Source organism: Lysobacter sp. ISL-50 (genome assembly GCF_018612875.1).
GTDB lineage: Bacteria > Pseudomonadota > Gammaproteobacteria > Xanthomonadales > Xanthomonadaceae > Lysobacter.
The window spans coordinates 59,175-81,506 of record NZ_JAGGRI010000009.1 but is presented as its reverse complement, the minus strand read 5'-3'; the positions used below and the strand labels follow the sequence as shown (position 1 = coordinate 81,506).

At 68.4% G+C, this 22,332-nt stretch carries 19 protein-coding genes; 5 read left to right on the top strand and 14 right to left on the bottom strand.

The window, feature by feature from the left end; all coding sequences use genetic code 11:
* Window positions 1-59: 59 nt before the first annotated feature.
* Complete coding sequence (locus J7J50_RS06580; RefSeq protein WP_215056102.1) at window positions 60-710, top strand: DUF3106 domain-containing protein; 651 nt, start codon at window positions 60-62, stop codon at window positions 708-710.
* Between the two features lie 1,155 nt (window positions 711-1,865).
* Here J7J50_RS06580 and J7J50_RS06575 read toward each other — a convergent pair.
* Together J7J50_RS06575 and J7J50_RS06570 are read right to left on the bottom strand one after the other, a co-directional pair.
* Complete coding sequence (locus tag J7J50_RS06575; RefSeq protein WP_215056103.1) at window positions 1,866-2,192, bottom strand: DUF4286 family protein; 327 nt, start codon at window positions 2,190-2,192, stop codon at window positions 1,866-1,868.
* Between the two features lie 5 nt (window positions 2,193-2,197).
* Window positions 2,198-3,703, bottom strand: a complete 1,506-nt coding sequence (locus J7J50_RS06570; RefSeq protein WP_215056104.1) for a DUF3667 domain-containing protein — start codon at window positions 3,701-3,703, stop codon at window positions 2,198-2,200.
* 124 nt (window positions 3,704-3,827) lie between these two features.
* Between J7J50_RS06570 and J7J50_RS06565 the strand changes: the two genes are divergently transcribed.
* On the top strand, window positions 3,828-5,249 hold the full coding sequence (locus tag J7J50_RS06565; protein ID WP_215056105.1) for an MATE family efflux transporter: 1,422 nt from the start codon (window positions 3,828-3,830) through the stop codon (window positions 5,247-5,249).
* Window positions 5,250-5,434: 185 nt separating this feature from the next.
* On the top strand, window positions 5,435-7,321 hold the full coding sequence (sppA, locus tag J7J50_RS06560) for a signal peptide peptidase SppA (RefSeq protein ID WP_215056106.1): 1,887 nt from the start codon (window positions 5,435-5,437) through the stop codon (window positions 7,319-7,321).
* 399 nt (window positions 7,322-7,720) lie between these two features.
* On the opposite strand, the gene J7J50_RS06555 is transcribed toward sppA, so the two are convergent.
* On the bottom strand, window positions 7,721-7,948 hold the full coding sequence (locus J7J50_RS06555; protein ID WP_215056107.1) for a hypothetical protein: 228 nt from the start codon (window positions 7,946-7,948) through the stop codon (window positions 7,721-7,723).
* Window positions 7,949-8,042: 94 nt separating this feature from the next.
* Here J7J50_RS06555 and J7J50_RS06550 point away from each other — a divergent pair, with 94 nt between their 5' ends.
* On the top strand, window positions 8,043-8,819 hold the full coding sequence (locus J7J50_RS06550) for an SDR family oxidoreductase (protein WP_057944813.1): 777 nt from the start codon (window positions 8,043-8,045) through the stop codon (window positions 8,817-8,819).
* Window positions 8,820-8,994: 175 nt separating this feature from the next.
* On the opposite strand, the gene J7J50_RS06545 is transcribed toward J7J50_RS06550, so the two are convergent.
* From J7J50_RS06545 to J7J50_RS06495, 11 genes are all read right to left on the bottom strand, one after another.
* Complete coding sequence (locus tag J7J50_RS06545) at window positions 8,995-9,666, bottom strand: DUF4124 domain-containing protein (RefSeq protein ID WP_215056108.1); 672 nt, start codon at window positions 9,664-9,666, stop codon at window positions 8,995-8,997.
* The gene (locus J7J50_RS06540; RefSeq protein ID WP_215056109.1) at window positions 9,666-10,448 is read right to left on the bottom strand and encodes a DUF4124 domain-containing protein; all 783 of its coding nucleotides are present in this window, start codon (window positions 10,446-10,448) and stop codon (window positions 9,666-9,668) included. Before J7J50_RS06540 ends, J7J50_RS06545 begins: the two co-directional genes overlap by 1 nt.
* A 73-nt stretch (window positions 10,449-10,521) precedes the next feature.
* Window positions 10,522-10,956: an EamA family transporter gene (locus J7J50_RS06535; RefSeq protein WP_215056110.1), complete on the bottom strand. Its 435-nt coding sequence runs from the start codon at window positions 10,954-10,956 to the stop codon at window positions 10,522-10,524.
* A gap of 108 nt (window positions 10,957-11,064) precedes the next feature.
* Complete coding sequence (locus J7J50_RS06530) at window positions 11,065-11,625, bottom strand: Sua5/YciO/YrdC/YwlC family protein (protein WP_215056111.1); 561 nt, start codon at window positions 11,623-11,625, stop codon at window positions 11,065-11,067.
* 260 nt (window positions 11,626-11,885) lie between these two features.
* On the bottom strand, window positions 11,886-12,881 hold the full coding sequence (locus J7J50_RS06525) for a lytic polysaccharide monooxygenase (RefSeq protein ID WP_215056112.1): 996 nt from the start codon (window positions 12,879-12,881) through the stop codon (window positions 11,886-11,888).
* A gap of 494 nt (window positions 12,882-13,375) precedes the next feature.
* Window positions 13,376-15,892: a DNA topoisomerase I gene (locus J7J50_RS06520; protein WP_215056113.1), complete on the bottom strand. Its 2,517-nt coding sequence runs from the start codon at window positions 15,890-15,892 to the stop codon at window positions 13,376-13,378.
* 286 nt (window positions 15,893-16,178) lie between these two features.
* On the bottom strand, window positions 16,179-17,327 hold the full coding sequence (locus J7J50_RS06515) for an RDD family protein (protein WP_215056114.1): 1,149 nt from the start codon (window positions 17,325-17,327) through the stop codon (window positions 16,179-16,181).
* 101 nt (window positions 17,328-17,428) lie between these two features.
* Window positions 17,429-18,232 carry a pilin gene (locus tag J7J50_RS25100; protein ID WP_215056115.1) on the bottom strand — a complete coding sequence of 268 codons (804 nt, stop codon included), beginning with the start codon at window positions 18,230-18,232 and terminating at the stop codon, window positions 17,429-17,431.
* A gap of 300 nt (window positions 18,233-18,532) precedes the next feature.
* On the bottom strand, window positions 18,533-19,021 hold the full coding sequence (locus J7J50_RS06505; protein WP_057944804.1) for a DUF494 family protein: 489 nt from the start codon (window positions 19,019-19,021) through the stop codon (window positions 18,533-18,535).
* 89 nt (window positions 19,022-19,110) lie between these two features.
* Window positions 19,111-20,322, bottom strand: a complete 1,212-nt coding sequence (dprA, locus tag J7J50_RS06500) for a DNA-processing protein DprA (RefSeq protein ID WP_215056116.1) — start codon at window positions 20,320-20,322, stop codon at window positions 19,111-19,113.
* Between the two features lie 87 nt (window positions 20,323-20,409).
* A complete protein-coding gene (locus tag J7J50_RS06495; RefSeq protein ID WP_215056175.1) occupies window positions 20,410-21,564 on the bottom strand; it encodes a LysM peptidoglycan-binding domain-containing protein in 1,155 nt (384 codons plus the stop codon).
* A gap of 160 nt (window positions 21,565-21,724) precedes the next feature.
* Here J7J50_RS06495 and def point away from each other — a divergent pair, with 160 nt between their 5' ends.
* Window positions 21,725-22,237 (top strand): peptide deformylase, encoded by a 513-nt coding sequence (gene def / locus J7J50_RS06490; protein ID WP_215056117.1) that lies wholly within the window; start codon window positions 21,725-21,727, stop codon window positions 22,235-22,237.
* The last annotated feature ends 95 nt before the right edge of the window (window positions 22,238-22,332 follow it).

Sequence of the window (22,332 nt, the reverse complement as noted above, 5' to 3'; positions counted from 1 at the left end):
ACGGCGCCGGCCGGCGCCGTGCCGCAGGGCTCGGAAACCGATACTCAGGAGGGCGAGTGATGCCCCGCATCCATTCCGCCCGCTCGCTGCGAGCGCTCGCCGCCACGGCGGCGGTCGCCGTCGCCGCCCTGCTGCCGGCGCAGGCGCTGCCGCCGGAGTTGAGCGAAACCCTGGCCCGCCTGCCGCCCGCCGCGCAGGCGCGGTTGCAGGCGAACGGCCAGCGCTGGGATGCGTGGAACGAAGACCAGCGCCGCGAGTTCGGCCAGCGCGCCGCGCAATGGGGCGAGCTGAGCGCGCAGCAGCGCGGCGAGCGTCGCGAGCGGTATCTGGCCTGGCAGGCCCTGAGCGCCGACGAGCGCGCCCAGGTGCAGGCCGCGGCCGCGCGGTTCGCCGCGTTGCCGGCCGATCAGCAGCAGGCGTTGCGCGCGCAGTTCGAGGCGATCGATCGCAGCGAACGCCGCGGCTGGCTGCTCGGCCCCGCGCTCGGCGCCGATTACCCGGCGCTGCAGCCCTTGCTAGCGCAGCTGCCCGAAGCCCAGCACGCGGCGATGCTGGCGGCGTTGCGCGGGCTCACCCCGGCGCAGCGCAAGGATCTGGCCGTGCTGGCGCAGCGCACCCAGCCGCAGGATCGCGAGCGGCTGCGCGCCGGCCTGCTCGCCGCGCCACCCGCGCAACGCGCGGCATGGCTGAGCGATGCCTTGACGCGCTGATCGCGCGGCGGTGATCGCGGTGCGGTTGCACGCACCGGCGCTTTTGTGGGAGGGGCTTCAGCCCCGATGCTCTTGGCTCAATTCGCGATGCGCTTGCCAGTGGAGCGTTGCCCGGCACTGGCCGAAAAGCATCGGGGCTGAAGCCCCTCCTACAAAAGACCTCGCCAAATCGCGGTTAAGCCGCAGGATTACTCAGGCGCGAATGCGTTTCACGATTTACCGCGTCGCCTCAATCCGCCATCGCCCGTAGCACCTGGTGTGGCCGGGGTCGGCCGCCGGTTCGTCCACCGCGTGCGGGCGGGCGTCGATGCCTTGACGCGTTGATCGCGCGGCGGCGACCGCGCTGCGGTTGCACGCACCGGCGCTTTTGTAGGAGGGGCTTCAGCCCCGATGCTCTTGGCTCAATTCGCGATGCGCTTGCCAGTGGGGCGCTGCCCGGCACTGGCCGAAAAGCATCGGGGCTGAAGCCCCTCCTACAAAAGACCTCGCCAAATCGCGGTTAAGCCGCAGGATTACTCACAGGCGCGAACGCGTTTCACGGTTGACCGCGTCGCCTCAGTCCGCCATCGCCCGCAGCACCTGGCGCGGCGGGGTCGGCCGCCGGTTCGTCCACCGCGTGCAGGCGGGCGTCGATGCCTTGACGCGTTGATCGCGCGGCGGCGACCGCGCTGCGGTTGTACGCATCGGCGCTTTTGTAGGAGGGGCTTCAGCCCCGATGCTCTTGGCTCAATTCGCGATGCGCTTGCCAGTGGGGCGCTGCCGGCACTGGCCGAAAAGCATCGGGGCTGAAGCCCCTCCTACAAAAGACCTCGCCAAATCGCGGTTAAGCCGCAGGATTACTCACAGGCGCGAACGCGTTTCACGATTTATCGCGTCGCCTCAGTCCGCCATCGCCCGCAGCACTCGGCGCGGCCAGGGTCGGCCGCCGGTTCGTCCACCGCGTGCGGGCGGGCGTCGATGCCTTGACGCGTTGATCGCGCGGCGGCGATTGCGGTGCGGTTGTACGTACCGGCGCTTTTGTAGGAGGGGCTTCAGCCCCGATGCTCTTGGCTCAATTCGCGATGCGCTTGCCAGTGGGGCGCTGCCCGGCACTGGCCGAAAAGCATCGGGGCTGAAGCCCCTCCTACAAAAGACTTCGCCGATTACCGCGTCGCCTCAGCCCGCCATCGCCCGCAGCACCCGGCGCGAGGCGTTGAAGCGGCCGCCGAAACGCGCCATGCCGTCGGCGCGCAGGCGCGGGGCGTGGTCGCGCAGGTAGTCGTCGAGCGCGGCCTGATCGCGCAGGCGGTAGTGCACGCACCACGCGGCGCGGTCGGGGTCGGCCGCCGGTTCGTCCACCGCGTGCAGGCGGGCGTCGATGAAGCCCGGCAGCGCGCACAGCTCGCGCATGTGCGGACGCAACCAGGCCAGATAGTCGTCGGCGATGGCGGCGTCGAGGTCGAGATTGACCTCGTAGATCAGCCCGCCGCCCAGGGCGTCCACGCCGCTCACATCCGCACGATCGCGCTGATCGCCAGGAACACCGCGACCGTGCACATCAGCACGAAGTACAGCGAACCCACCACGGTGTAGCGAATCAGGGTCAGCGGCCAGCCGTTGCCGTATACGCGCTTTTGCATGATCAGCAGATAAAGCGGCATCCACGTCCATATCAGGCCGATGCCCAGGCCATTGATCCAGCCGAAGCTGCTCCAGTGCGGCGTGATCGCGCCGCCCAGCAGCATCAGCACGAACATCGCCAGCAGCAGCAGGCACAGGTAGACGTGGCTGTACAACGCGATCGCCAGATGCTCCAGATAACCGCGGCCCGAGCCCAGGTAGGCCAGCTTCAGCAGCAGCGCGAACAGCGGCACCATCAGGAACAGCGCGGTCGGGACGGCGCTGATCAGGGCGTGCACGTAGCGCCAGGGCTCCTTCGTCAGCCGCTTGATGTTGGCCTCGCCGCGGCCGACCTGCTTGTTGAGCCAGTCGTTGGCGAACTTCGGCCACCAGCTGACGATGAGCGGATTGCTGGTCGCGTTCCAGGGCTTGCCGTTGAACGACAGCGGATCGCCGATGTCGTCGCAATCGGCCTCGCCGTAGCGGTCGAAATCGGACTTGCGCGCGCTCGCGCCTTCGCTGGCCTGCGCGTGTTCGCGCTGCAACTGGGCGATGCGGCAACCGGCTTCGGCGTTGATGGTGCGGATCTTGTTGCCGCGCGCGATCGCCATGTCCGACTGCGGCTCCCGCTTCGCCGGATCGTTTTGCATCGTCTGGGCGATGCGGGTGTCGCGCGCGCTTTCCACTTCGGCCAGGGTCTTGGCCTGGAGGACGCTGTCGCTGTCCGAGGTGGCCGCCGCGCGCTGGCCCTGGGCTTTGAGCGCGGCGACCTGCGCGCCGTCGAGCTGCCTTTCCACGCGCAGCGTGTCGATGCGCTTGTCGGCCTGGCGATTGAGCGCCTGGATCGACTTGTCGATGGCGTTGCGCGCCTCGGCCGGCACCTGAGCGCTGGCGGCCTGCAGGCCCTTGAGGGCGCGCGTGCGTACTTCCTCGACCTCGGCGATGCTGTCGGATCGTTTGATCAGACTCTTGGAATTGCCCAGGCGGACCGTGCCGTCCTGCAGATTGGTGATGTTGATGAACTGGTTGGCTTCGTCGATATGGATCGCGAACTGGGCGACGAAGAAGGTCAGCACCGAAACGATCACGAACAACCGCAGCGGCGCGACATAGCGCACGCGATGGCCGGCGATGTAGTTCAGGGCGACCCGGCCCGGCGAGAGCAGATCGCGCAAGGTGCGGAAAATGCGGCCGTCCAGGTGCCAGAACGACTCGAACACTTCCTCCAGCGCGTGGCCGACGTGGCGGATCGGATTGACCACCGACTGGCCGCACTCGTAGCAGTAATGCCCGTGCAGCTGAGTCTTGCAGTTTTCGCAGTGGGTCAGGTCGTGCTGGCCGTGGGCGGCAGGGCCGTCGGCGTGGCTGGAGTCTGAAGAAGAAGTTGCGCTCATTGGCGGTCGAGTTAGAGGCTCCCCGGCCTTCACTTTCGAGCGGGTAAGATAGCCGTCCGCCGCGACCCGGCGCCAGCGCCCTAGACCGGATGCGCGGCCGCAGTCGTGCCGTTGGTCCCACACAATGTCCGCGTCATCCTCCTCCCTCTCCCGCGCCGGCCTGGCCGGCGAGATCCGCACGACCCTGGTCCTGGCCGCGCCGCTGGTCGCCGGCCACGTCTCCACCGGCCTGATCGGCTTCGTCGATAACACCCTGGCCGGCCACCACAGCACCACCACGCTGGCCTCGGTGACGATCGGCACCGCGTTGTGGTGGCTGCCGATGATGGTCCCGATCGGCACCTTGCTGTCGGTGCCGCCGTCGGTGTCGCAACTCGAAGGCGCCGGCCGGCGCGGCGAGATCGGCGCGCTGTTCCGTCAGGCGCTGTGGATGGCGGTGCTGCTGAGCGTGTTTTTGTTTGCGTTTCTGACTTTCATCCCGCATGCGCTGGCGGCGATGGGCATCGCCGCGGAGATCATTCCCGGCGCGCGCGACTTCCTCCACGGCATCCGTTGGGGCGTGCCGGCGCTGACGCTGTTCTTCTGCATGCGCTATCTCAGCGAAGGCCTGCACTGGACCTTGCCGACCATGCTGCTCAGCGCCGGCGGCCTGCTGGTGCTGCTGCCGCTGGGCTATGTGCTGACCTTCGGCAAGTTCGGCCTGCCGGAAATGGGCGCGGGCGGGCTCGGCATCGCCTCGGCGGTGATGCTGTGGGTGCAGGCGATCGGTTTCTTCCTGGTGCTGCGCAGCGCCCGGCGCTTCGCCGACCTGCGCTTGTTCGAGCGCTTCGACAAACCGCATTGGCCGACCATCCGCGGCCTGCTCGCGACCGGCCTGCCGATCGGCGTGACCGTGCTGATGGAAGGCAGTCTGTTCATCGTCACCGCGCTGCTGATCGGGCGCCTGGGCGAGGTGCCGGCGTCGGCGCATCAGATCGCGATCAACCTGTCCGCGCTGTGCTTCATGGTGCCGATGGGGCTGGCCGAGGCGACCACGGTGCGGGTCGGCCACGCGCTGGGCCGGCGCGACTACGCCGGCGTGCGCTACGCCGGGCTGGCCGGGTACGCGATCGTGATCGGCACCCAACTGGTGTCGGGCATCTTGCTGCTGACCGCGAACGATCTGCTGGTGAGCTTCTACACCGCCGACGCCGCGGTCGCGACCCTGGCCGCGTCCTTGCTGCTGTATTCGGCGATGTTCCAGTTCCCCGACGGCATTCAGGTGCTTTCCGCCGGCGCCCTGCGCGGGCTCAAGGACACCCGGGTGCCGATGGTCCTGGCGGCGCTGGCCTACTGGGGCGTGGGCATGCCGGTGGGCGCCTTCCTCGGCCTGGGCCTCAACTGGGGCCCGAAGGGCATGTGGATCGGCCTGATCGCCGGCCTGACCGTGGCCTCGGTGCTGCTGTGCGCGCGGTTCATCCGCTCCAGCCAGCCCGACCGGCTGGCCGCGCGGATGGCCAGCGAGTACCCGCACGAGGTCGATCCGCACGAAACCGGGTGCACCTGAGGGCGGGAATGGGAGTCGGGAGTCGGGAATCGGGAAAGGCAGAAGCGCGGAATCCCGGCTTTCGCCCTTGATCTTCCGATTCCCCATTCCCGATTCCCGATTCCCAGCCTTCACAGTTACGAATGGCGGGTGAAACCCCGCCCCGTGCCGGGTTAGTCTGAGCCGTACACATGGAGCCTGTGCCAATGAACGATACCTCCCCACGTCGCGGGCCTTTGGCCCGTTTCTTCATCGGCGTCTGGGACACGATGAACTTCACCCGCCGGTTGGTCTTCAACCTGCTGTTCTTCGGTTTCCTGCTGTTTTTCCTGGCCGCGCTGAGCCTCGGCGGGGGCGTCAAGCCGTTGCTGGAACGCACCACCCTGGTGATCGCCCCGGAAGGCGCGCTGGTGGAGCAGTACAGCAGCGACCCGGCCTCGCGCGCGCTCAGCCGCGCCTTCGGCGACAAGACCCCGGAAGTGCAGCTGCGCGACGTGATCCGCGCGCTGGACGCGGCCAAGGACGACAAGCGCATCGAGCGCGTCGTGCTGCGCCTGGACAAGCTGCAGGGCACCGGCATGGCCTCGCTGCGCGATGTCGCCGCCGCGGTGGCGCGGGTGCGGGCGAGCAAGAAGGAAGTCATCGCCTTCGCCGAGACCATGGACCAGAAGCAGTACCTGATCGCCGCGCAGGCCAACGAAGTGTTCCTCGACCCGATGGGCGGGATGATGCTCGAGGGCCTGGGCCGCTATCGCCAGTACTACCGCGAAGGCCTGCAGGACAAGCTCGGCGTGGACGTGCACCTGTTCCGCGTCGGCGAGTACAAGTCCGCCGCCGAGCCGTACATCCTCGATGCCGCTTCGGAAGACTCCAAGACCGCCGATCTGTTCTGGATGAACGACCTGTGGACGCGGTATCTCGACGACGTGGCCAAGGCGCGCAAGCTCAAGCCGGCCGACCTCATCGCCTCGATCGACGAACTGCCGCAGCGGCTGGACGCGGTCAAGGGCGACATGGGCAAGTACGCGCTGGGCCTGAAGCTGATCGACGGGCTCAAGACCCGCGAAGAAGTCGATGAGATGCTGACCAAGCGCGGCGTCGCCGACGAAGACGCCGAAGGCGGCTTCCGTCAGATCGCCATGGACGCCTACGTCGCCGGCCTGGACCGCACGCTCAATCCGGCCGACCAGCGTCCGCAGGTCGCCATCGTCGTGGCCGCGGGCGAAATCAGCGGTGGCGAGCAGCCGCCCGGCTCGATCGGCGGCGTGTCCACCGCGGCGTTGCTGCGCGATGCGCGCGACGACGAGAACGTGAAGGCGCTGGTGCTGCGGGTGGATTCGCCCGGCGGCGAGGTGTTCGCTTCCGAGCAGATCCGCCGCGAGATCGTCGCGCTCAAGGCCGCCGGCAAGCCGGTGGTGGTGTCGATGGGCGATCTGGCCGCTTCGGGCGGTTACTGGATCTCGATGAACGCCGACAAGATCTACGCCGATCCGTCGACCATCACCGGTTCGATCGGCATCTTCGGCATGATCCCGACCGTGCCGCGCGCGCTGGAGAAGATCGGCGTGCATACCGACGGCGTCGGCACCACGCGCTTCGCCGGTTCCTTCGACATTACCCGGCCGCTGGCGCCGGAAGTCGGCCAGGTGATCCAGACCATCATCAACAAGGGCTACGCCGACTTCACCGGTCGCGTCGCCGCCGCGCGCAAGAAGCCGGTGGAAGAGATCGACGCGATCGCCCGCGGCCGCGTGTGGAGCGGCGCGCAGGCGAAGGAACGCGGACTGGTCGATGACCTGGGCGGACTGCAGAACGCGATCGACGACGTCGCCGCGCGCGCCAAGCTCGGCAAGGCCGGCGATTACCGCGTGCGTTACGTGGAGAAGATGCCGTCGCCGTTCGAGCGCTTCTTCGCCGGCTTCGCTTCCAGCAATGCCGGCAGCGCGCTGCTGGGGCGTTCGGACCTCGCCCGCAGCCTGCTGGCCAAGGCGTTGCCGCAGACCGCGTCCGACCTGCGTTTCGTCGAAAGCGCGATCAAGCCCACCAGCGGCGTGCCGGTGAAGGCGCTGGCGTATTGCTTCTGCGAGCTGTGAGGTTTGCGTCCCTCTCCCGCGCAGCGGGGTGAGGGGGCGCGCTTGCGAACTGTTGGCTCGTGCGGCGCGGAACGCCCGAACGCGATGCGTTCGGGCGGGGCTGGGGCTGGGCAGAGCTAGGATGAGGGCGGTGTGCCCGGGCTTCGCGGCGAACTGAGCCGAAAGCATCGGGGCTGAAGCCCCTCCCACAAAAGATTCCGGAAATCAGTTGAGTTTCCAAGCGCGATTTGGGCTCCCTCTCCCGCTGTGCGGGAGAGGGTTGGGGTGAGGGCCGCGCGCCCGGCCGCAACGGCGAGCTGAGCCGAAAGCATCGGGGCTGAAGCCCCTCCTACAAAAGCTCTCAAGCGAATTCAGCCAGCGGCCCGCCTATCGCGGCCGCCCGGCGTTCGCACAGCCGACTCAACCGCCGGCGGCGTCGATCGCGTCGCGGGTGTGTTGCGCGCCCTCATCGACCGCGCCTTCCACCGCCTTGGCCTTCTGGATCGGCTGCTGGATCGCATCGCGCATCTGCGTGGCCTGCGGATCGACCGGGCGCTCTTTCTCCGGCGGCTGCGGCTTGGAGCACGCGCCCAGCGCGCAGCACAGCGCGGCGCAGGCCAGGGTGGATACGATCCGGCTGGGGTTCATCGCGGCATCCTCGGGACGGTCCGGCCGTTATGCTACGCCGGTCGCGCGCGTCGCGCGTCGAACCACGGCACGGTCACTGCACACGGAGAACCCCATGGACCCCAAGCGTTGGCGATTGGACGGGCAACTCGCGCTGGTCACCGGCGGCAGCGCCGGCATCGGCCGGGCGATCGCGCGCGAACTGCTGGGCTTCGGCGCCGACGTGCTGCTGGCCGCGCGCGACGCGACCGCGCTGGAATCGGCGCGGGCCGAATTGCTGGAGGACTTTCCCGAGCGCGAGGTGCAGGGCTTCGTCGCCGACGTCGCCGACGACGAACAGCGGCGCGAATTGCTGGACTGGGTCGAGGACTTCGGCGAAGGCCTGCACATCCTGGTCAACAACGCCGGCGGCAACCTCAGCAAGGCCACCACCGACTACACCGAGGACGAGTGGCGGCAGATCTTCGAGATCAACCTGTTCTCGGCCTTCGAACTGTCGCGCTACGCCTACGCGCTGCTGACCCGCCACGCCGCGTCGAGCATCGTCAACGTCGGCAGTGTCTCGGGCAACCTGCACGTGCGCACCGGCGCGCCCTACGGCATGAGCAAGGCGGCGATGCACCAGATGACCCGCAACCTCGCGGTGGAATGGGCCGAGGACGGCGTGCGCGTCAACGCGGTGGCGCCGTGGTACATCCGCACCCGCCGCACCTCCGACAAACTGGCCGACCCGGACTATCTCGACGAAGTGCTGCTGCGCACGCCGCTGGGCCGCATCGGCGAAGCCGAGGAAGTCGCCGCGGCCGTGGCGTTCCTGTGTCTGCCGGCGTCGGGCTACATCACCGGCGAATGCATCGCGGTGGACGGCGGGTTTTCGCGTTACGGGTTCTGAGCGGCGCAGACCGGCGACGCGTGATGCCGAAGCTGCGAATCGCAGTGTCGCAGTGCAATGTGCCAGGGACGATCAGCACGACCGCGGACGGATGTGTAAGGCAGACTCGCCGCTGTTTGCGCCACGAGTGCAGACACAGCCCGACGACTGCGCCAATGCGAACGCCGCGAGCGGCTTACTTGCCGCAGGTACTCTCAGTCACGATCCGCTGAATCCGCGCGACCTCCGCCGCCGATGCGTCGCGGCTGTCGCCGCGGCCGAAGCGCAGCGCCGACTGGGCTTCGCGCAGGCGCTGTTTCCAGTTCTCGCACAAGTGATCGTCGGCGATGCGCTGGCATTGGTCATCGACCATCTGGCAGGCCACGCCGGTGCCGCTGCCGACACTGCCAAGGCCGGTGGTCTGCAACTGCGCGCAGCGCTGCGGCGGCGTGCCGTCGTCGTTGAGGTAGCGGCTGCCGTCGTAGGTGCGGCATTCGAACAATACCGGCGGCGGCAGGCGGTCGGCGTCGGCGATGGCCGGGCCGGCCGGCGCTTTCGGCGCCGCCGGCCTGGCGGCGGGCTTGGTCGTGCCCACCGACGGCAACTGCGAGGACACCGGCGGATGCGGCGGCGGCGCGTTGGCCGGCGCGTAGGGCGCGACCGGCGAGGTGATGAAGGTCGGCGGCGCCGACGACACCGGCGCGTCTTCGATCACGCGCTTTTCCTGCTGGCTGCCCTTCGGGCACGGCGTGTTGTTCTGCACCGTCAACTGGCCCAGCGCGTCGGTGCAGCGATAGATGACGACCTTGCCTTGTGCGTGGGCGCCGGCGCTGGCCAGCAACAGCAGGGACATGAACCACACGCGCATCAGTAAGCTCCGCAATCGGCGTTCAATTGCGCGTCGATGACGCGCTGGTCCTGGGTGATCCGGGCGCGCTCGCTCTGCAGCGCGCTGTTGTAGCGGCGGTCGCCCTCGTAGCGCTGGTCGCGCAGGCGCGAGCACACTTCCTGCTGCGGCAGTTGCCGGCATTCGTCGCGCACCAGCTGGCTGCCGTAGTAGACGCCGTAGCCGTAATCGTAGCCGCCGGAATAATAGCCGCCCGAACGCGCGCTGCCGGCGTACTGGACGTTGCCGTGACGGCCGGACACGGCGATGCGCGCGCCCGGATCGCCCAGGCGCGGCTGCGGTGCGCCGATGCGGCTGCCGAGCGAGGTGCCGGTGCTGTAGACCGGCACGCCGTAGCCCAGATCGACGATCGGCATCATCCGCGGATTGCCGTCGCCGTTGCTGCTGGTGTAGCTGCTGCCGTCCGGGCGCACGCAGTCGTACAACGCTTGCGGGGTGCGCATCATCAGCACCTGCGGACGGGAACTGGCCGCGGGGCGGGGCGAGGGCGTGGCCGAGGCTTCGACGACGCGCGGCGGCGGATCGACCGGGCGGGTCATGGTCACCGTCTGCTGGCGCTGGCCGTTGCCGCAGGGCGTGTCGCGCAGGCTCAGCTGGCCGCGATCGTCGGTGCAGCGGTAAATCAACACGTCGGCCGCTCGCGCGTCGCCGGCGCTCGCGCCGCCGAGCAGCGCGCCGGCCAACAACAGTCCGGCCAGGGCGGCCGGTGCGAGTCGGGAGCGGCGGGCACGGGTGGAGTTCATGCGCGCATCTTGCGCCTCCTCCGCGTTAGGGGAAAGTCGAATCGGGTCATGGATTCGCGGATTTACCCGCCGCTCATCGTCGCCACACCAGGACCAGCACACCGCCGCCGACCATCAGCAGCCCGAGCCATTCGCGCGCGCTGGGGCGGTCGCCCAGGAACGCCACCGCGAACAGCGCCGCCAGCACCACGCTGAGCTTGTCCACCGGCACCACCTGCGACACGTCGCCGAGCTTGAGTGCGCGGTAGTAGCACAGCCACGAGGCGCCGGTGGCCAGTCCCGACAGCACCAGGAACAGCAGCGAACGCGCCGGCAGCGTGCGCGGATCGACCCACTGGCCGCTCATCGGCACCAGCAGCGCCAGCACCGCGACGATCACCAGGGTGCGGACCAGGGTCGCGTAGTCGGCGCTCACGCCCTGCACGCCGACTTTGGCCAGCACCGCGGTCAGGGCCGCGAACACCGCCGACAGCAGCGCCCAGACCGACCAGGCGGGCAATGAGTTCATGGCTGCGCTCCGAAGCGGACAGCCCGAGGATAGCGCCGGAGGCGTCGCAGCCAGGTCGGGGCGGCGGCGCGTTCGCAGCGGGGTCGGAGTCGGAGCGGATCGCCGCGCTCAGGCGCGCAGCACCTCGCCGGTCAGGGCCAGGCGGATCGGGGTCGGCGCGGCCAGGCCGCCGGTTTCGCCCGCGCACACGCCGTCGCTGAGCGCGAGCACGGCGCGATCGAGCTGATCGCGCTGGAACGCCGGCGGATGGCCGGCGAGGTTGGCGCTGGTGGAGACGATCGGGCGCCCGTGCGCCTGGCACAGCGCCCGCGCCTGCGGATGCGCGGTGACGCGCACGGCGACGCTGTCGTGATCGCCGCGAATCCAGTGGGGCACCGCGGCGGTCGCCGGAACCGCCCAGGTGTTCGGCCCGGGCCAGCTGGCGCGGACCGCTTCGGCGCGTTCGTCCGCCAGGGCCGGCCAGTCGATCAGGCCGTCGAACTGCTCCATGGATGCGGCGATCAGGATCACGCCCTTGTCCACCGGCCGTTGCTTGATCGCCAGCAGGCGCAGCACCGCGACGCGGTTGTCGGCATCGCAGCCGATGCCCCAGACCGCTTCGGTCGGATAGACGATCACTCCGCCGCGAGCGAGCGCGACGGCGGCCTGTTCGATGCTCAAGTCGGTCATGCGGAGATCAGCGCGGTGGCGACGGGGCAGTGTCGCATGTCGGCGGGGCTGGGTTGGGGCGTCCGGACTTCGCGGCGAGCTGAGCCGAAAGCATCGGGGCTGAAGCCCCTCCTACAAAAACGCCGAAAGTCAGTCGAGATTTCAAGCGTGATTCGGACTCCCTCTCCCGCGGCGCCCCCCGCCCGAACGCAGTGCGTTCGGGCGGGGGGCTAAGGCCGCGTCACCGGCCTCGCCGGCGAATCGTGCACGAACCGCCGATATCAATGATCGTGATGAGCATGCTCATCGGCGAACGGCTTGGCCGATTCCGGCAGCCGCACATCGAAGGCGTAGGAGCGGTTGCCGCTCAGATAGACGCGATTGTTCGCTCCGTCCTTCGCCTGCACCTGTCCGCCGCGCTGCTCGCCGATGCGGGCGAAGCGGGCGCGCGCGTTGACCTGTTCGGCGACCTTGCGCGGCCAATCCATCACCGAGGTTTCGCCCGCGCCGAGCACGGTTTCGATCTTCTCCGCATCGCTGCCGTCGGCGTTGAACACGCGCAACGTCACCGCGGTTCCGGCCGGATAGTCGTTGACGACGTTCAAGTTGCCCGACTCGCGCCACGGCGATTTCGCATCGGCGAGCGAGTTGGTGAAATTGACGTCCATGCAGGTGTAGAACGCCTCGGTGGAATCCGAGCGCTGCCAGGTGTTGTAGATCACGTGGCGGCCGGTGCGCGCGGGCAGGGTGCAGGTGATGTGGTAGTTGTTGCCGGCCGACAGCGGCACCGAGCCGGTCTTGCAGAACTGCTGCAGGTCGCCCCAACGCAGCGTGCTGTTCGGATTCCAGCCTTGCGGCGTCACGTAGAACGTCCAGTCCTTGGTCGCGTGCGGCGCGGTGGCGTAGAAGGTGAAGGTGTAGCTCGAACCCGAACGCACGTTGCTGGTCTGCCAGTCGCTGCGCACCACGTTCAGACCGCGGAAGGTCGAATTGTTGCCGCCGCACAACGTGCCGTCGGGCACCACGGCGCGATGGTTGCTGTTGGCGTTGGCCTGGTTGATGCCGTTCCAGTCGTAGAACAACTGCGGACCAGCGACCGCCCATGCGGCGCGGCAGGCCGGATCGGTCGGGTTTTCCTTATTGCCCAGGTAACACTTGTAGATGCGGCTCTGCGGATGGACGAAGGTGCCGTGCGCGAACGCGGACGACACGGGCCAGGCGGACGCGCACACGGCGACGGCGGCGCAGAGCAGGGAAAAACGTGAGACACGGTTCATGACGACTCCTGTCGATGGGATAGGTGAACAACACCCCCCAGCAGGTTTCGTAATGGCGACCGCTCGCGCGATTGAGATCGCGTCTCGACGGGCTGTGGCCCGCCGGGCCCGCCCTTGTTCGCGGCCGATCCTAGTGGCGGCCGCGCGCCGAATCTGTGCGAGCGGTCGCCTGCGGCGCACGGATCGCCGCGTTGTCGTCGATGGGATGGCGGAAACGGAAGCTGCGTCACGGGTTGGAGGCGTGGCTGCGACAGGGTGTCGCTGGCATTTGTTGCAGCGCGTCGGGCCTGAAGGCCCTCCCACAAGAGACCTCGTGGATGCGCCGGCGCGTGTCGGCGCAGAGTCAGAGAAGCGCCCGGCGTTTTTTGTGCGAGGGCCTTCAGGCCCGATCGCCGAAGCGACGATTCCCAAAATGAAACGGGCGCCAAAACGGCGCCCGTTCACTAGTCGCATCGCCCGTCCGCTGTGGCGGCCGATGCGCGATGTCGCGGCGATTACTTCGCCGCGACTTTCTTGACGACCTTCTTCACCGCTTTCTTGGCCGCGGCTTTCTTCGCGACCTTCTCCGCGGCTTTCTTGGCCGGTGCCTTCTTCGCCGCGGCTTTCTTCACCACCGCCTTCTTGGCCGGCGCCTCGCCATCGACGGTTTTCTTCGCGACCTTCTTCGCCGCCTTCTTGGCCGGTACTTTCTTCGCCGCGGCCTTCTTGCCGAAACGCCCGCGCATCGGCTTGCCGGTGTCTTCCATCAGCTTGACCACTTCTTCCAGGGTCAGCGAAGCGGGTTCGCGATCCTTCGGGATGCGGCCGTTGAGCTTGCCGTCGCTGATGTAGGGGCCGAAGCGGCCGTTGAGCACCTGGATGTCGCTGCCTTCGAATTCCTTGATGATCCGGTTGCGCGCGATCTCTTCCTTTTCCTCGATCAGGAATACCGCGCGCGCCAGATCGATGGTGTACGGATCGTCTTCTTTCTTCAGCGAAGCGTAGACGCTGCCGCGCTTGGCGAACGGGCCGAAACGGCCGACGCCGACGCTGACTTCCTCGTCCTTGTCCAGGCCCAGCTTGCGCGGCAGCTTGAACAGCTCCAGCGATTCCTCGAGCGAAATCGTGTGCATGCTCTGGCCGGGGCGCAGGGAGGCGAAGGTCGGCTTGTCCTCGTCCTCGGCGGTGCCGATCTGCGCGTACGGCCCGTAACGGCCCAGGCGCACGCTGACCGGCTTGCCGCTCTTGGGATCGGTGCCCAACTCGCGCGCGCCGGTGGCCTCGCTGCGATCGACCGATTCCTTTTTGTCTTCGACCAGTTGCTTGAACGGTCCCCAGAACCGCTCCATCAGCGGCACCCATTCCTCTTCGCCGCGCGACACCGCATCGAGCTCGTCTTCGAGCTTGGCGGTGAAGTCGTAGTCGACGTACTGGGTGAAATGCCCGGACAGGAACTTCGATACCGCGCGGCCGACATCGGTCGGGCGGAAGCGGCGGCTGTCGAGTTCGACGTATTTGCGGAACAGCAGCGTCTGGATGATCGAGGCGTAGGTCGAGGGACGGCCGATGCCGTATTCCTCGAGCGTCTTGACCAGCGAGGCTTCCGAGAAGCGCGGCGGCGGCTCGGTGAAGTGCTGGTCGGCGTGGATCTGATCGAGCGGAATGCGGTCGCCGACTTTCATCAGCGGCAGCTTGCGGCCTTCGTCTTCGTCCTCGGCGGCCTTGGCGTCCTTGCCTTCCTCGTACACGGCGAGGAAGCCCGGATCGATCACGGTCGTGCCCGAGGCGCGGAAGCTGTGCTCGGCGCCGGCGGCGAGATCGACGCTGACGGTGTTGAGCGTGGCCGGCACCATCTGCGAAGCGACGGCGCGCTTCCAGATCAGTTCGTACAAACGGCGGCCGTCGTCGTCGAGAAAGCGCGCGACCTGCGCCGGCGTGCGCAGCGCCGCGGTCGGGCGGATCGCTTCGTGCGCTTCCTGCGCGTTCTTCGACTTGGTCTGGTAGGTGTTGGGCTTGTCGGGCAGCGCCTTGGTGCCGAAGTCGCGCGCGATCACGTCGCGGATTTCGGCGACGGCTTCCTGCGACAGGCTCACCGAGTCGGTACGCATGTAACTGATCAGGCCGACGGTGCCTTCGTCGCCCAGCGCCATGCCCTCGTACAGCTTCTGCGCCACGCGCATGGTGCGCGAGGTGGTGAAGCCGAGTTTGCGCGAGGCTTCCTGCTGCAGGGTCGAGGTGGTGAACGGCGCGGCCGGACGGCGCTTGCGTTCCTTGCTGGTGACGTCGGTGACGTGCAGCGCGCCGTTGGCGGCGGCGACGATGCGCTTGCGCGCGTCTTCGGCCGTGGTGCCGTCGGTGATGGTGAACTGCTCGAACTTCTTGCCGTCGAACTTGTTGAGCTTGGCGGTGAAGGCCTGCTGCGGATGCGCGCACTCGGCTTCGATCGACCAGTACTCGCGGGCGACGAAGGCCTCGATCTCTTCCTCGCGCTCCACGATCATGCGCAGCGCCGGCGATTGCACGCGCCCGGCCGACAGGCCGCGCTGCACCTTGCGCCACAGCACCGGCGAGAGATTGAAGCCGACCAGATAATCCAGGGCGCGCCGCGCCTGCTGCGCATCGACCAGATCGCTGGCGATCGCGCGCGGCTGGCTCATCGCTTCCTTGATCGCGCGCGGCGTGATCTCGGTGAACACCACGCGCTGCAGCGGCTTGCCTTCCAGCAGGCCGCGCTCGCGCAGGATCTCGCCGATGTGCCAGCTGATCGCCTCGCCTTCGCGGTCCGGGTCGGTCGCGAGGAACAGGTTGTCGGCGCTCTTGGCGGCCTTGGCGATCGCGTCTACGTGTTTCTCGTTCTTCTCGATGACGGCGTAGTCCATCGCGAAGTGATTGTCTGGATCGACCGCGCCCTCTTTCGGCACCAGGTCGCGGACATGGCCGTAGGAGGCCAGGACGGTGAAGTCCTTGCCGAGGTACTTGTTGATCGTCTTGGCCTTGGCGGGCGACTCGACGATGAGGAGGTTCTTGGCCATTGCTACTCCGCAGGCCCGGGGCGGGGCGCTGCTCGACTGCTTGCTTGTGTTGAGGCGGCTTCGCCGGCCGGGGCCGTGCGAGGCGGGGATTTAAGAAGACGACGCCCGCAGCGTTCGGCCGCGGGCGTTCAGGTTTCCTTTTCTAGTGGAATCATGAGGCGGCCGCGGCTGTCAAGCCCGGCCTCCCCGGAAACCCCAATAAAGTGGCACCGAAACGCTTGAAGATCGCGTGATGGAGTGTGCCCTGTTCAGGTTTCAGCGCGCTGTGACGCCTTCGGCGAGCCGGTCAATGACCGGCCGCCGCGACTATCGCACCGAATACCGCCAGACCCACCACCAGCAACCACATCAAGCCTCCGAGGATCAGCACGACCCAGGCGACCGGGCCGAGAGTGCGCTGCTGCATCTGCGGACGCGCAGTGTAGGCCCAGCGGTCCACGACCTGGGTCTTGGCGACCATGTCGTGCAGGCCGCGCTTGCCGTCGGTGAAGGCGATCAGCAGGAAACCCACGCACAAACTGGCGTAGGACAGCAGGCTGGCGGCCCAGCGGCCGAGCGCGCGCATCCGGGTCAGGCGCCGGCCTTCGCGATCGACGACCTTGACCCCGACCGCCAGCTTGCCCAGCGTGGCCTGCATGGCCGAGGACTCGAAACCGACGTAATAAGCCACGCTGATCAGGCCGATGATCACGTAGACCGCCACCACCAGCATCCAGATCGCCGAGCCGGCGTTTTGGGCCCAGGCGGCGGCGTCGCCGCCGAACAGGCCGGAGGCGAATACGAGCACGAACAGCATCGTGCTGACGGCGTAATAAGTGATGCCGATCAGCAGCGAATCGATGACGTACGCCGCCAATCGCTTCCAGAAGCCGGCATGGACGACTTCCAGCCCCTGCACCACGGTGGTGTCCTCGGCCACGCCGGCGCGCGGCGCGGCGTAGGGCGAATGGACGTCGGCGCCGGCCGGGGCGGAAGCTTCGGAGGGGGGCGCGGCGGCGTCAGCGGAGGTGGCTTGCGCCGGCATCGCCGCGCTCGCCTGCGCGGGCGCCGCGGCGTGGCTTTGCGCGGAATCGGGGCGGGCGGCGCGCGGGTCCTGGCGCTCTTCGGCCTGGACGATAGCGGCAGCGATCGCCGCCGCGGTGCCCGCGCCGACCGCTTCGGCGGTGCCGGGCGCGGGTGCGGAGGCGGTCGCGGAAGCCGGCGGGCCGGCCGGGGCGAAGCCGGGATCGGCGATCAGTTCGACGGCCACTTCCCGCCATGGCCGCCATTGGCTCATGCCGTCGCGCCAGACCAGGATGTCCGCGCCCAGCTCGCCGCGGCGGTGGCGTTCGATCATCGCCTCGCCGTCCAGCGGTCCGTGCCGGTTGCGCTCGCTGTCGCTGTAGTACCACTGGGTCATCGCGAATCGGGCCTGCGTCGCTGCGGTGGCCGCCATGATGCCATCGCGCCGCGGCCAACCGGCGGCGGGCTGGCGCATCGTGAAACATCGCGCCGGCCCTGGCTTGCGCTCGGGCCGGCGTTATCGAGGCGACCGGATCAGCCGCGGCAGTTCGCCGGCAGCGTCGCCTGTTTCTCGATGTCCGAGCCGCAGGTCCAGCTCAGGTTGGCCGGATCGAACGACTGCCAGATCTTCTTGCCGTCGAGTTGCGGGGTGTTGAAGCCGCGCAGTTCGATCTGGATGCCGCACTGGCCGCTGTCCTGCATGCGGCCGAACTCGATCGAGGCGATCTGCGCGGTCGCATAGGCTTCGGCGGGGCGGAAGCCGGGCGAGGCGTTGTTCGGGCAGCCGTCGTGGGCGAGGTAGTGTTCGGCGACCTGGGTCTTGTATGGGCCGGCCGCGGCCAGCGCGGCCGAGACCTTGGCGCGGAAGGTGTAGTCCTGGTACGCCGGCAAGGCGATCGCGACCAGGACGCCGAGCACCGGAATGGCCAGCACCGCGAGCACGATCAGCACGATCATGCAGCCCGACAGGCCGCGCTTGGGCGGCGGCGCGGGCTGGCGGCGGGCGACATGAGCCGGGGCGTAGTCGGCCGGGCTGACGCTGCGCTGGGCGTGGTTCTGCGCCGGCGCGGACGCCGACGCGTCGTTGCCGTCGATGGCGTAGTGGGGCGGTTCGGGCAGCGGCGGCGGCACGACCGGAGGCGGCGGAGGCGACATCAGGTCGTCGTCCAGGCCCAGTTCGGCCGACAGCCGCTCCAGCGGCTGCCATTCGCGCAGGCCTTCGCGCCACAGCAGGGTGTCGCGGCCGATGCGGCCAGCGCGGAAGTGGCCGCGCAAGGTGTCGGCGTCGATCGGGCCGACGCGGCCCTGGGCCGGATCGTGGTAGTACCAGTTCGTCATGTGCTCCCCCTGCGGATCTCGCGATCGTCCTTGTGATGGCATGCGCCGGCGCGGGCAGCGTCGCGGGCGCGCGACTCGCCTGACGGCCAGCATCGCGCAGCACCCTTGGCATGCGCGAGACGCATGAAACTAGCACGGAGTTCGCAAAACGCTATTCGCCCGGCATGGGCGGTGTGTATTGCGCGACGGATGGGCGCGAGGAATATGCCCGTCGTGCAAGCAGAACGGCCGGGTGCAGGGCCGTGGAGTGATTCAAGGACGAAACCCGCCGCCGCGAACCGCTCGCGGCCGCGGCCGGTGTCAGTGCACCGGCTCGGGCTCGTCCTCGAACATCTGCGTTTCCATCCAGGCGTAGGCCGCCTCGGAGCCGGGCTGATTGAACAGCACCATCAGCACGACCCATTTGAGGTCGTCCAGGTCCAGCTCTTCCTGATCCAGCGCCATCGCCCGGTCGAGCACGAGTTCGCGCTGATCGGCGTCGAGGATGCCGTGTTGTTCCAGGAACAGCAGGAAGCCGCGGCATTCGACATCGAGCTTGTCGAGTTCCGGGCCGAAGTAGATCCGGGTCGGGCCGCCCACGCGCGGAGCACTGACGCTGGGCCGTTGCTGGGCCAGCGCATCCAGCCATTCGATGGCTTTGTTGATCTCGGCGGGACTGAAACCGGCCTGGCCCAGTTCATCGAACAGGGGGCCGCTGCGGAGCGAATCGCGGTCGCGGACAAGGTCCGCATCGTCGGTGAAGTAATGCTCGAACAGGTACAGCAGGACGTCCAGGATGCTCTCTTTCATTTCCCTCGGCCTGCGCCGCATGCGGCGCGGTGGGTCAGGAGTTGCTGATTGGCCGGGTGAATCGCCGGTGGGTGGACACCGATTCAGATTCAGCGGTTACGGAAGTAACGGCCGTGCTGCGCCGCGACGCGACCCTCAAGCTCCATGACCAGCAGCATGGAGGACAGTTCCGCAGTCGTCAATCCAGTACGTTCGACGAGTTGATCCATACCGGTAGGGTCGTGGCCCAGCGCGTTCCACAAGTACTGGTAGTCGCGGTCGGCGAAAACTGAAGGCTCGGCAGCTCCTGAGACGGGGCTGGAGCCATCGTGATCGCCGTGTGTGACCAGCGCGTGGCCGAGGTTAATGGGGGCGGCCAGACGGTGACGCAAGCCGTCGGCCAGCTCGGCCGCCATCGGTGCCAGCGCGGCGACGACTTCCGAGGCGCTCTCGACCAGGCCGGCGCCTTCGCGGATCAGCCGGTGGCAGCCGCGCGCCAGCGGGTTGTGGATCGAGCCGGGCACGGCGAACACCTCGCGCCCGCATTCGCTGGCCAGGCGCGCGGTGATCAGCGCGCCGGAGCGCTCGGCCGCTTCGATCACCAGGGTGCCCAGGCTCAGGCCGGCGAGGATGCGGTTGCGGCTGGGGAAGTGCTCCGGCCGGGCCTGGGTGCCGGGCGGGTACTCGCTGACCACGGCGCCGTCGGCGGCGATGCGCTGCAGCAGCTCGGTGTGGCGGCGCGGGTAGGCCACGTCCGGACCGGTGCCGAGGACGGCGACGGTCAGGCCGCCGGCGTCCAGGGCGGCGCGATGGGCGGCGGCATCGATCCCGGCGGCGAGGCCGCTGGCCACCGCCAGGCCCGAGCGCGCCAGCGCGCGGGCGAAGTCGGCGGCGTTGTCCTGGCCGCCCGGCGTCGGCGAGCGGCTGCCGACCACCGCCACCGCCGGATGCCACAGCAATCCCGGCTCGCCGGCCACGAACAGCGCCAGCGGCGGATTGGGCGCGCGCCGCAGTAGAGCTGGGTAGTCGGGACTGGTCCATTCGATCAGGTGGTGATTGGTATCGCCCAGCCACGCCAGCAGCCGTTCGCCGGTGTCGCCGGGCCAGCCGGCCGCGGCCCAGACCGCCGCGTCGGCGGGCGCGCACAGCCGCGCGATCTGCGGCGGCGACAGCTCCGCCGCAGTCCAGGCGCGGGCGCCAGCGGCGAGCGCGGCGGCGGCGCTGCCGTGGCGCTCCAGCAAGCCGCGCCGGGCCGCGCTGGAGCCGCCGGCGGCGAGCAGGAGCAGCGTGGCGATGGGATCGGGGTCGGCGGTCGGGTTCATGCCCCAGCCTAGTCCGCAAACGACGACGGCGCCCGAAGGCGCCGTCGCGTGGTGCTGTAGGAAAAGCCCGCGGGCTGTTCCCTGGACTCAGTACGGCGAGTCCGGATGCTTGAGCTCGTAGCCGACCTTGGTCGGACGCACGCCGTCCATGATCAGGGCGTAGCTGACCTTGTCGAAGGTGCGGAACACCATCGCGTGGCCGGAGAACTCGTCGGGCAGGCGCACGCGCGAGTTCTTGCCGTACAGGTCCTCGGAGCGGTCCGGGCCGATCTTGACCCGGTCCGGCACGCGGCTGCCGACGCGCCAGGTGGAGAACACCGTGCCGTTGTCGATGCCGTCGCGGGCGCCGACCGACAGCGCGATCACGTCGCGCGGACCGCCGTTGCGGACCAGATCGGCGACCGACAGGACCTGGGCGCGACCGTAGTCGAACTGAGCCTTGGGCGGATGCGGGAAGAACTGCAGATCGTAGGGCTGCATCTCCACCGGGATCAGGCGGTCGCCGACGCGGATTTCGCGGCCGGTGTCGTCGATCACGAGGGTGGACGCTTCCATGCCGCCCACGGCGCCGCGGCTCAGGGTGCCGGTGGAAACCTGCATCAGCTCATAGCCGAGCAGCTCGCGGCCCTTGTCCGGCACGACCACGTCGGTCCAGATGGATTCGAAATCGACCGTGCGCTTGCCGCGGAAGTCCAGGTCGGCGGCGCGCATGATGTCGCAGCAGGCCTTGCGGTCCAGGCGGGTGTAGCGCTGGGTCGGGCGGACCACGGCGTAGCGGGTGCCCGGGCTCTGCTCGGGCAGGCCCTTGATGTAGGCGACCTGGCCCTGAGTCACGCGCAGGCGGTCTTCTTCCAGGCCGACCACGTAGGGCAGCTGTTCGAACTGCTCGACCACGCGCAGGTTCTTCAGGAACGGCTCGATCTCGGCCAGCGGCACGCCGGTGATCGGGGCCTCCTGGCGCGGACCGGACTGGACCTGGGCCGCGGCGACGCGGTCGAGGTACGCCAGCGAGATCACGTCGCCGGGATAGATGAGATGCGGATTCTTGATCTGCGGGTTGGCCTGCCAGATTTCCGGCCACAGCCACGGTCGCTTGAGGAAGCGAGCCGAGATATCCCACAAGGTGTCGCCCCGCTTCACCACGTAAGTGTCGGGGTGGTCGCCACGGATTTCCGCCGCGAGGGCGTACGTGGCGACAGTCAGCAACGCGGCGGCGAAAACCGCGCGGATCGGTTTAAACATGGCGGCCATCTACCTGATTCCCCTTCCAGGTTTGCCCTCTGCGGGCACCCGGACTATAGCTCAGAAGGTGCGAACACTAGCAGGCCTTTGCAGCCTATAACGGGGGTACAATGCAACCAAAGCTTGCGTATGTGACCCACGCCCCCATTTTCGGTGCCCTATGGCCGTCTTATCCATTCTCGAATTCCCGGACCCGCGTTTGCGCACGAAAGCGGCGGCGGTCGATCCCGCGCGCGTGACCCAACCCGAGTTCCAGCGCCTGCTCGACGACATGTTCGAGACCATGTACGAATGCCCCGGCATCGGCCTGGCCGCGAGCCAGGTCGATGTCCACCAGCGCTTCATGGTCATCGATGTGTCGGAAGAAAAAAACCAGCCGATGGTGTTCATCAACCCGGAGATCCTCGCCCGCGACGGCGAGCAGGTCTACCAGGAAGGCTGCCTGTCGGTGCCCGGCATCTTCGCCGACGTGACCCGCGCCAACGCGATCACGGTCAAGGCCGTCGGCCGCGACGGCCAGCCCTTCGAGCTGAGCACCGACGGTCTGCTGGCGGTGTGCATCCAGCACGAGATGGATCACCTGGAAGGCAAGTTGTTCGTCGATTACCTCTCGCCGCTCAAGCGCGAGATGGTGCGCAAGAAGCTGGCCAAGCAGCGTCGGCAGTCGGCGTAAGGGCCGGGATTCGCGAATCGGGAATCGGGAATCGGCGTGGCGCCGTGCGGCGCGCGCTGGTTTCCGGGTCCCGTTTTTCGTTTCTGTAGTCTTGA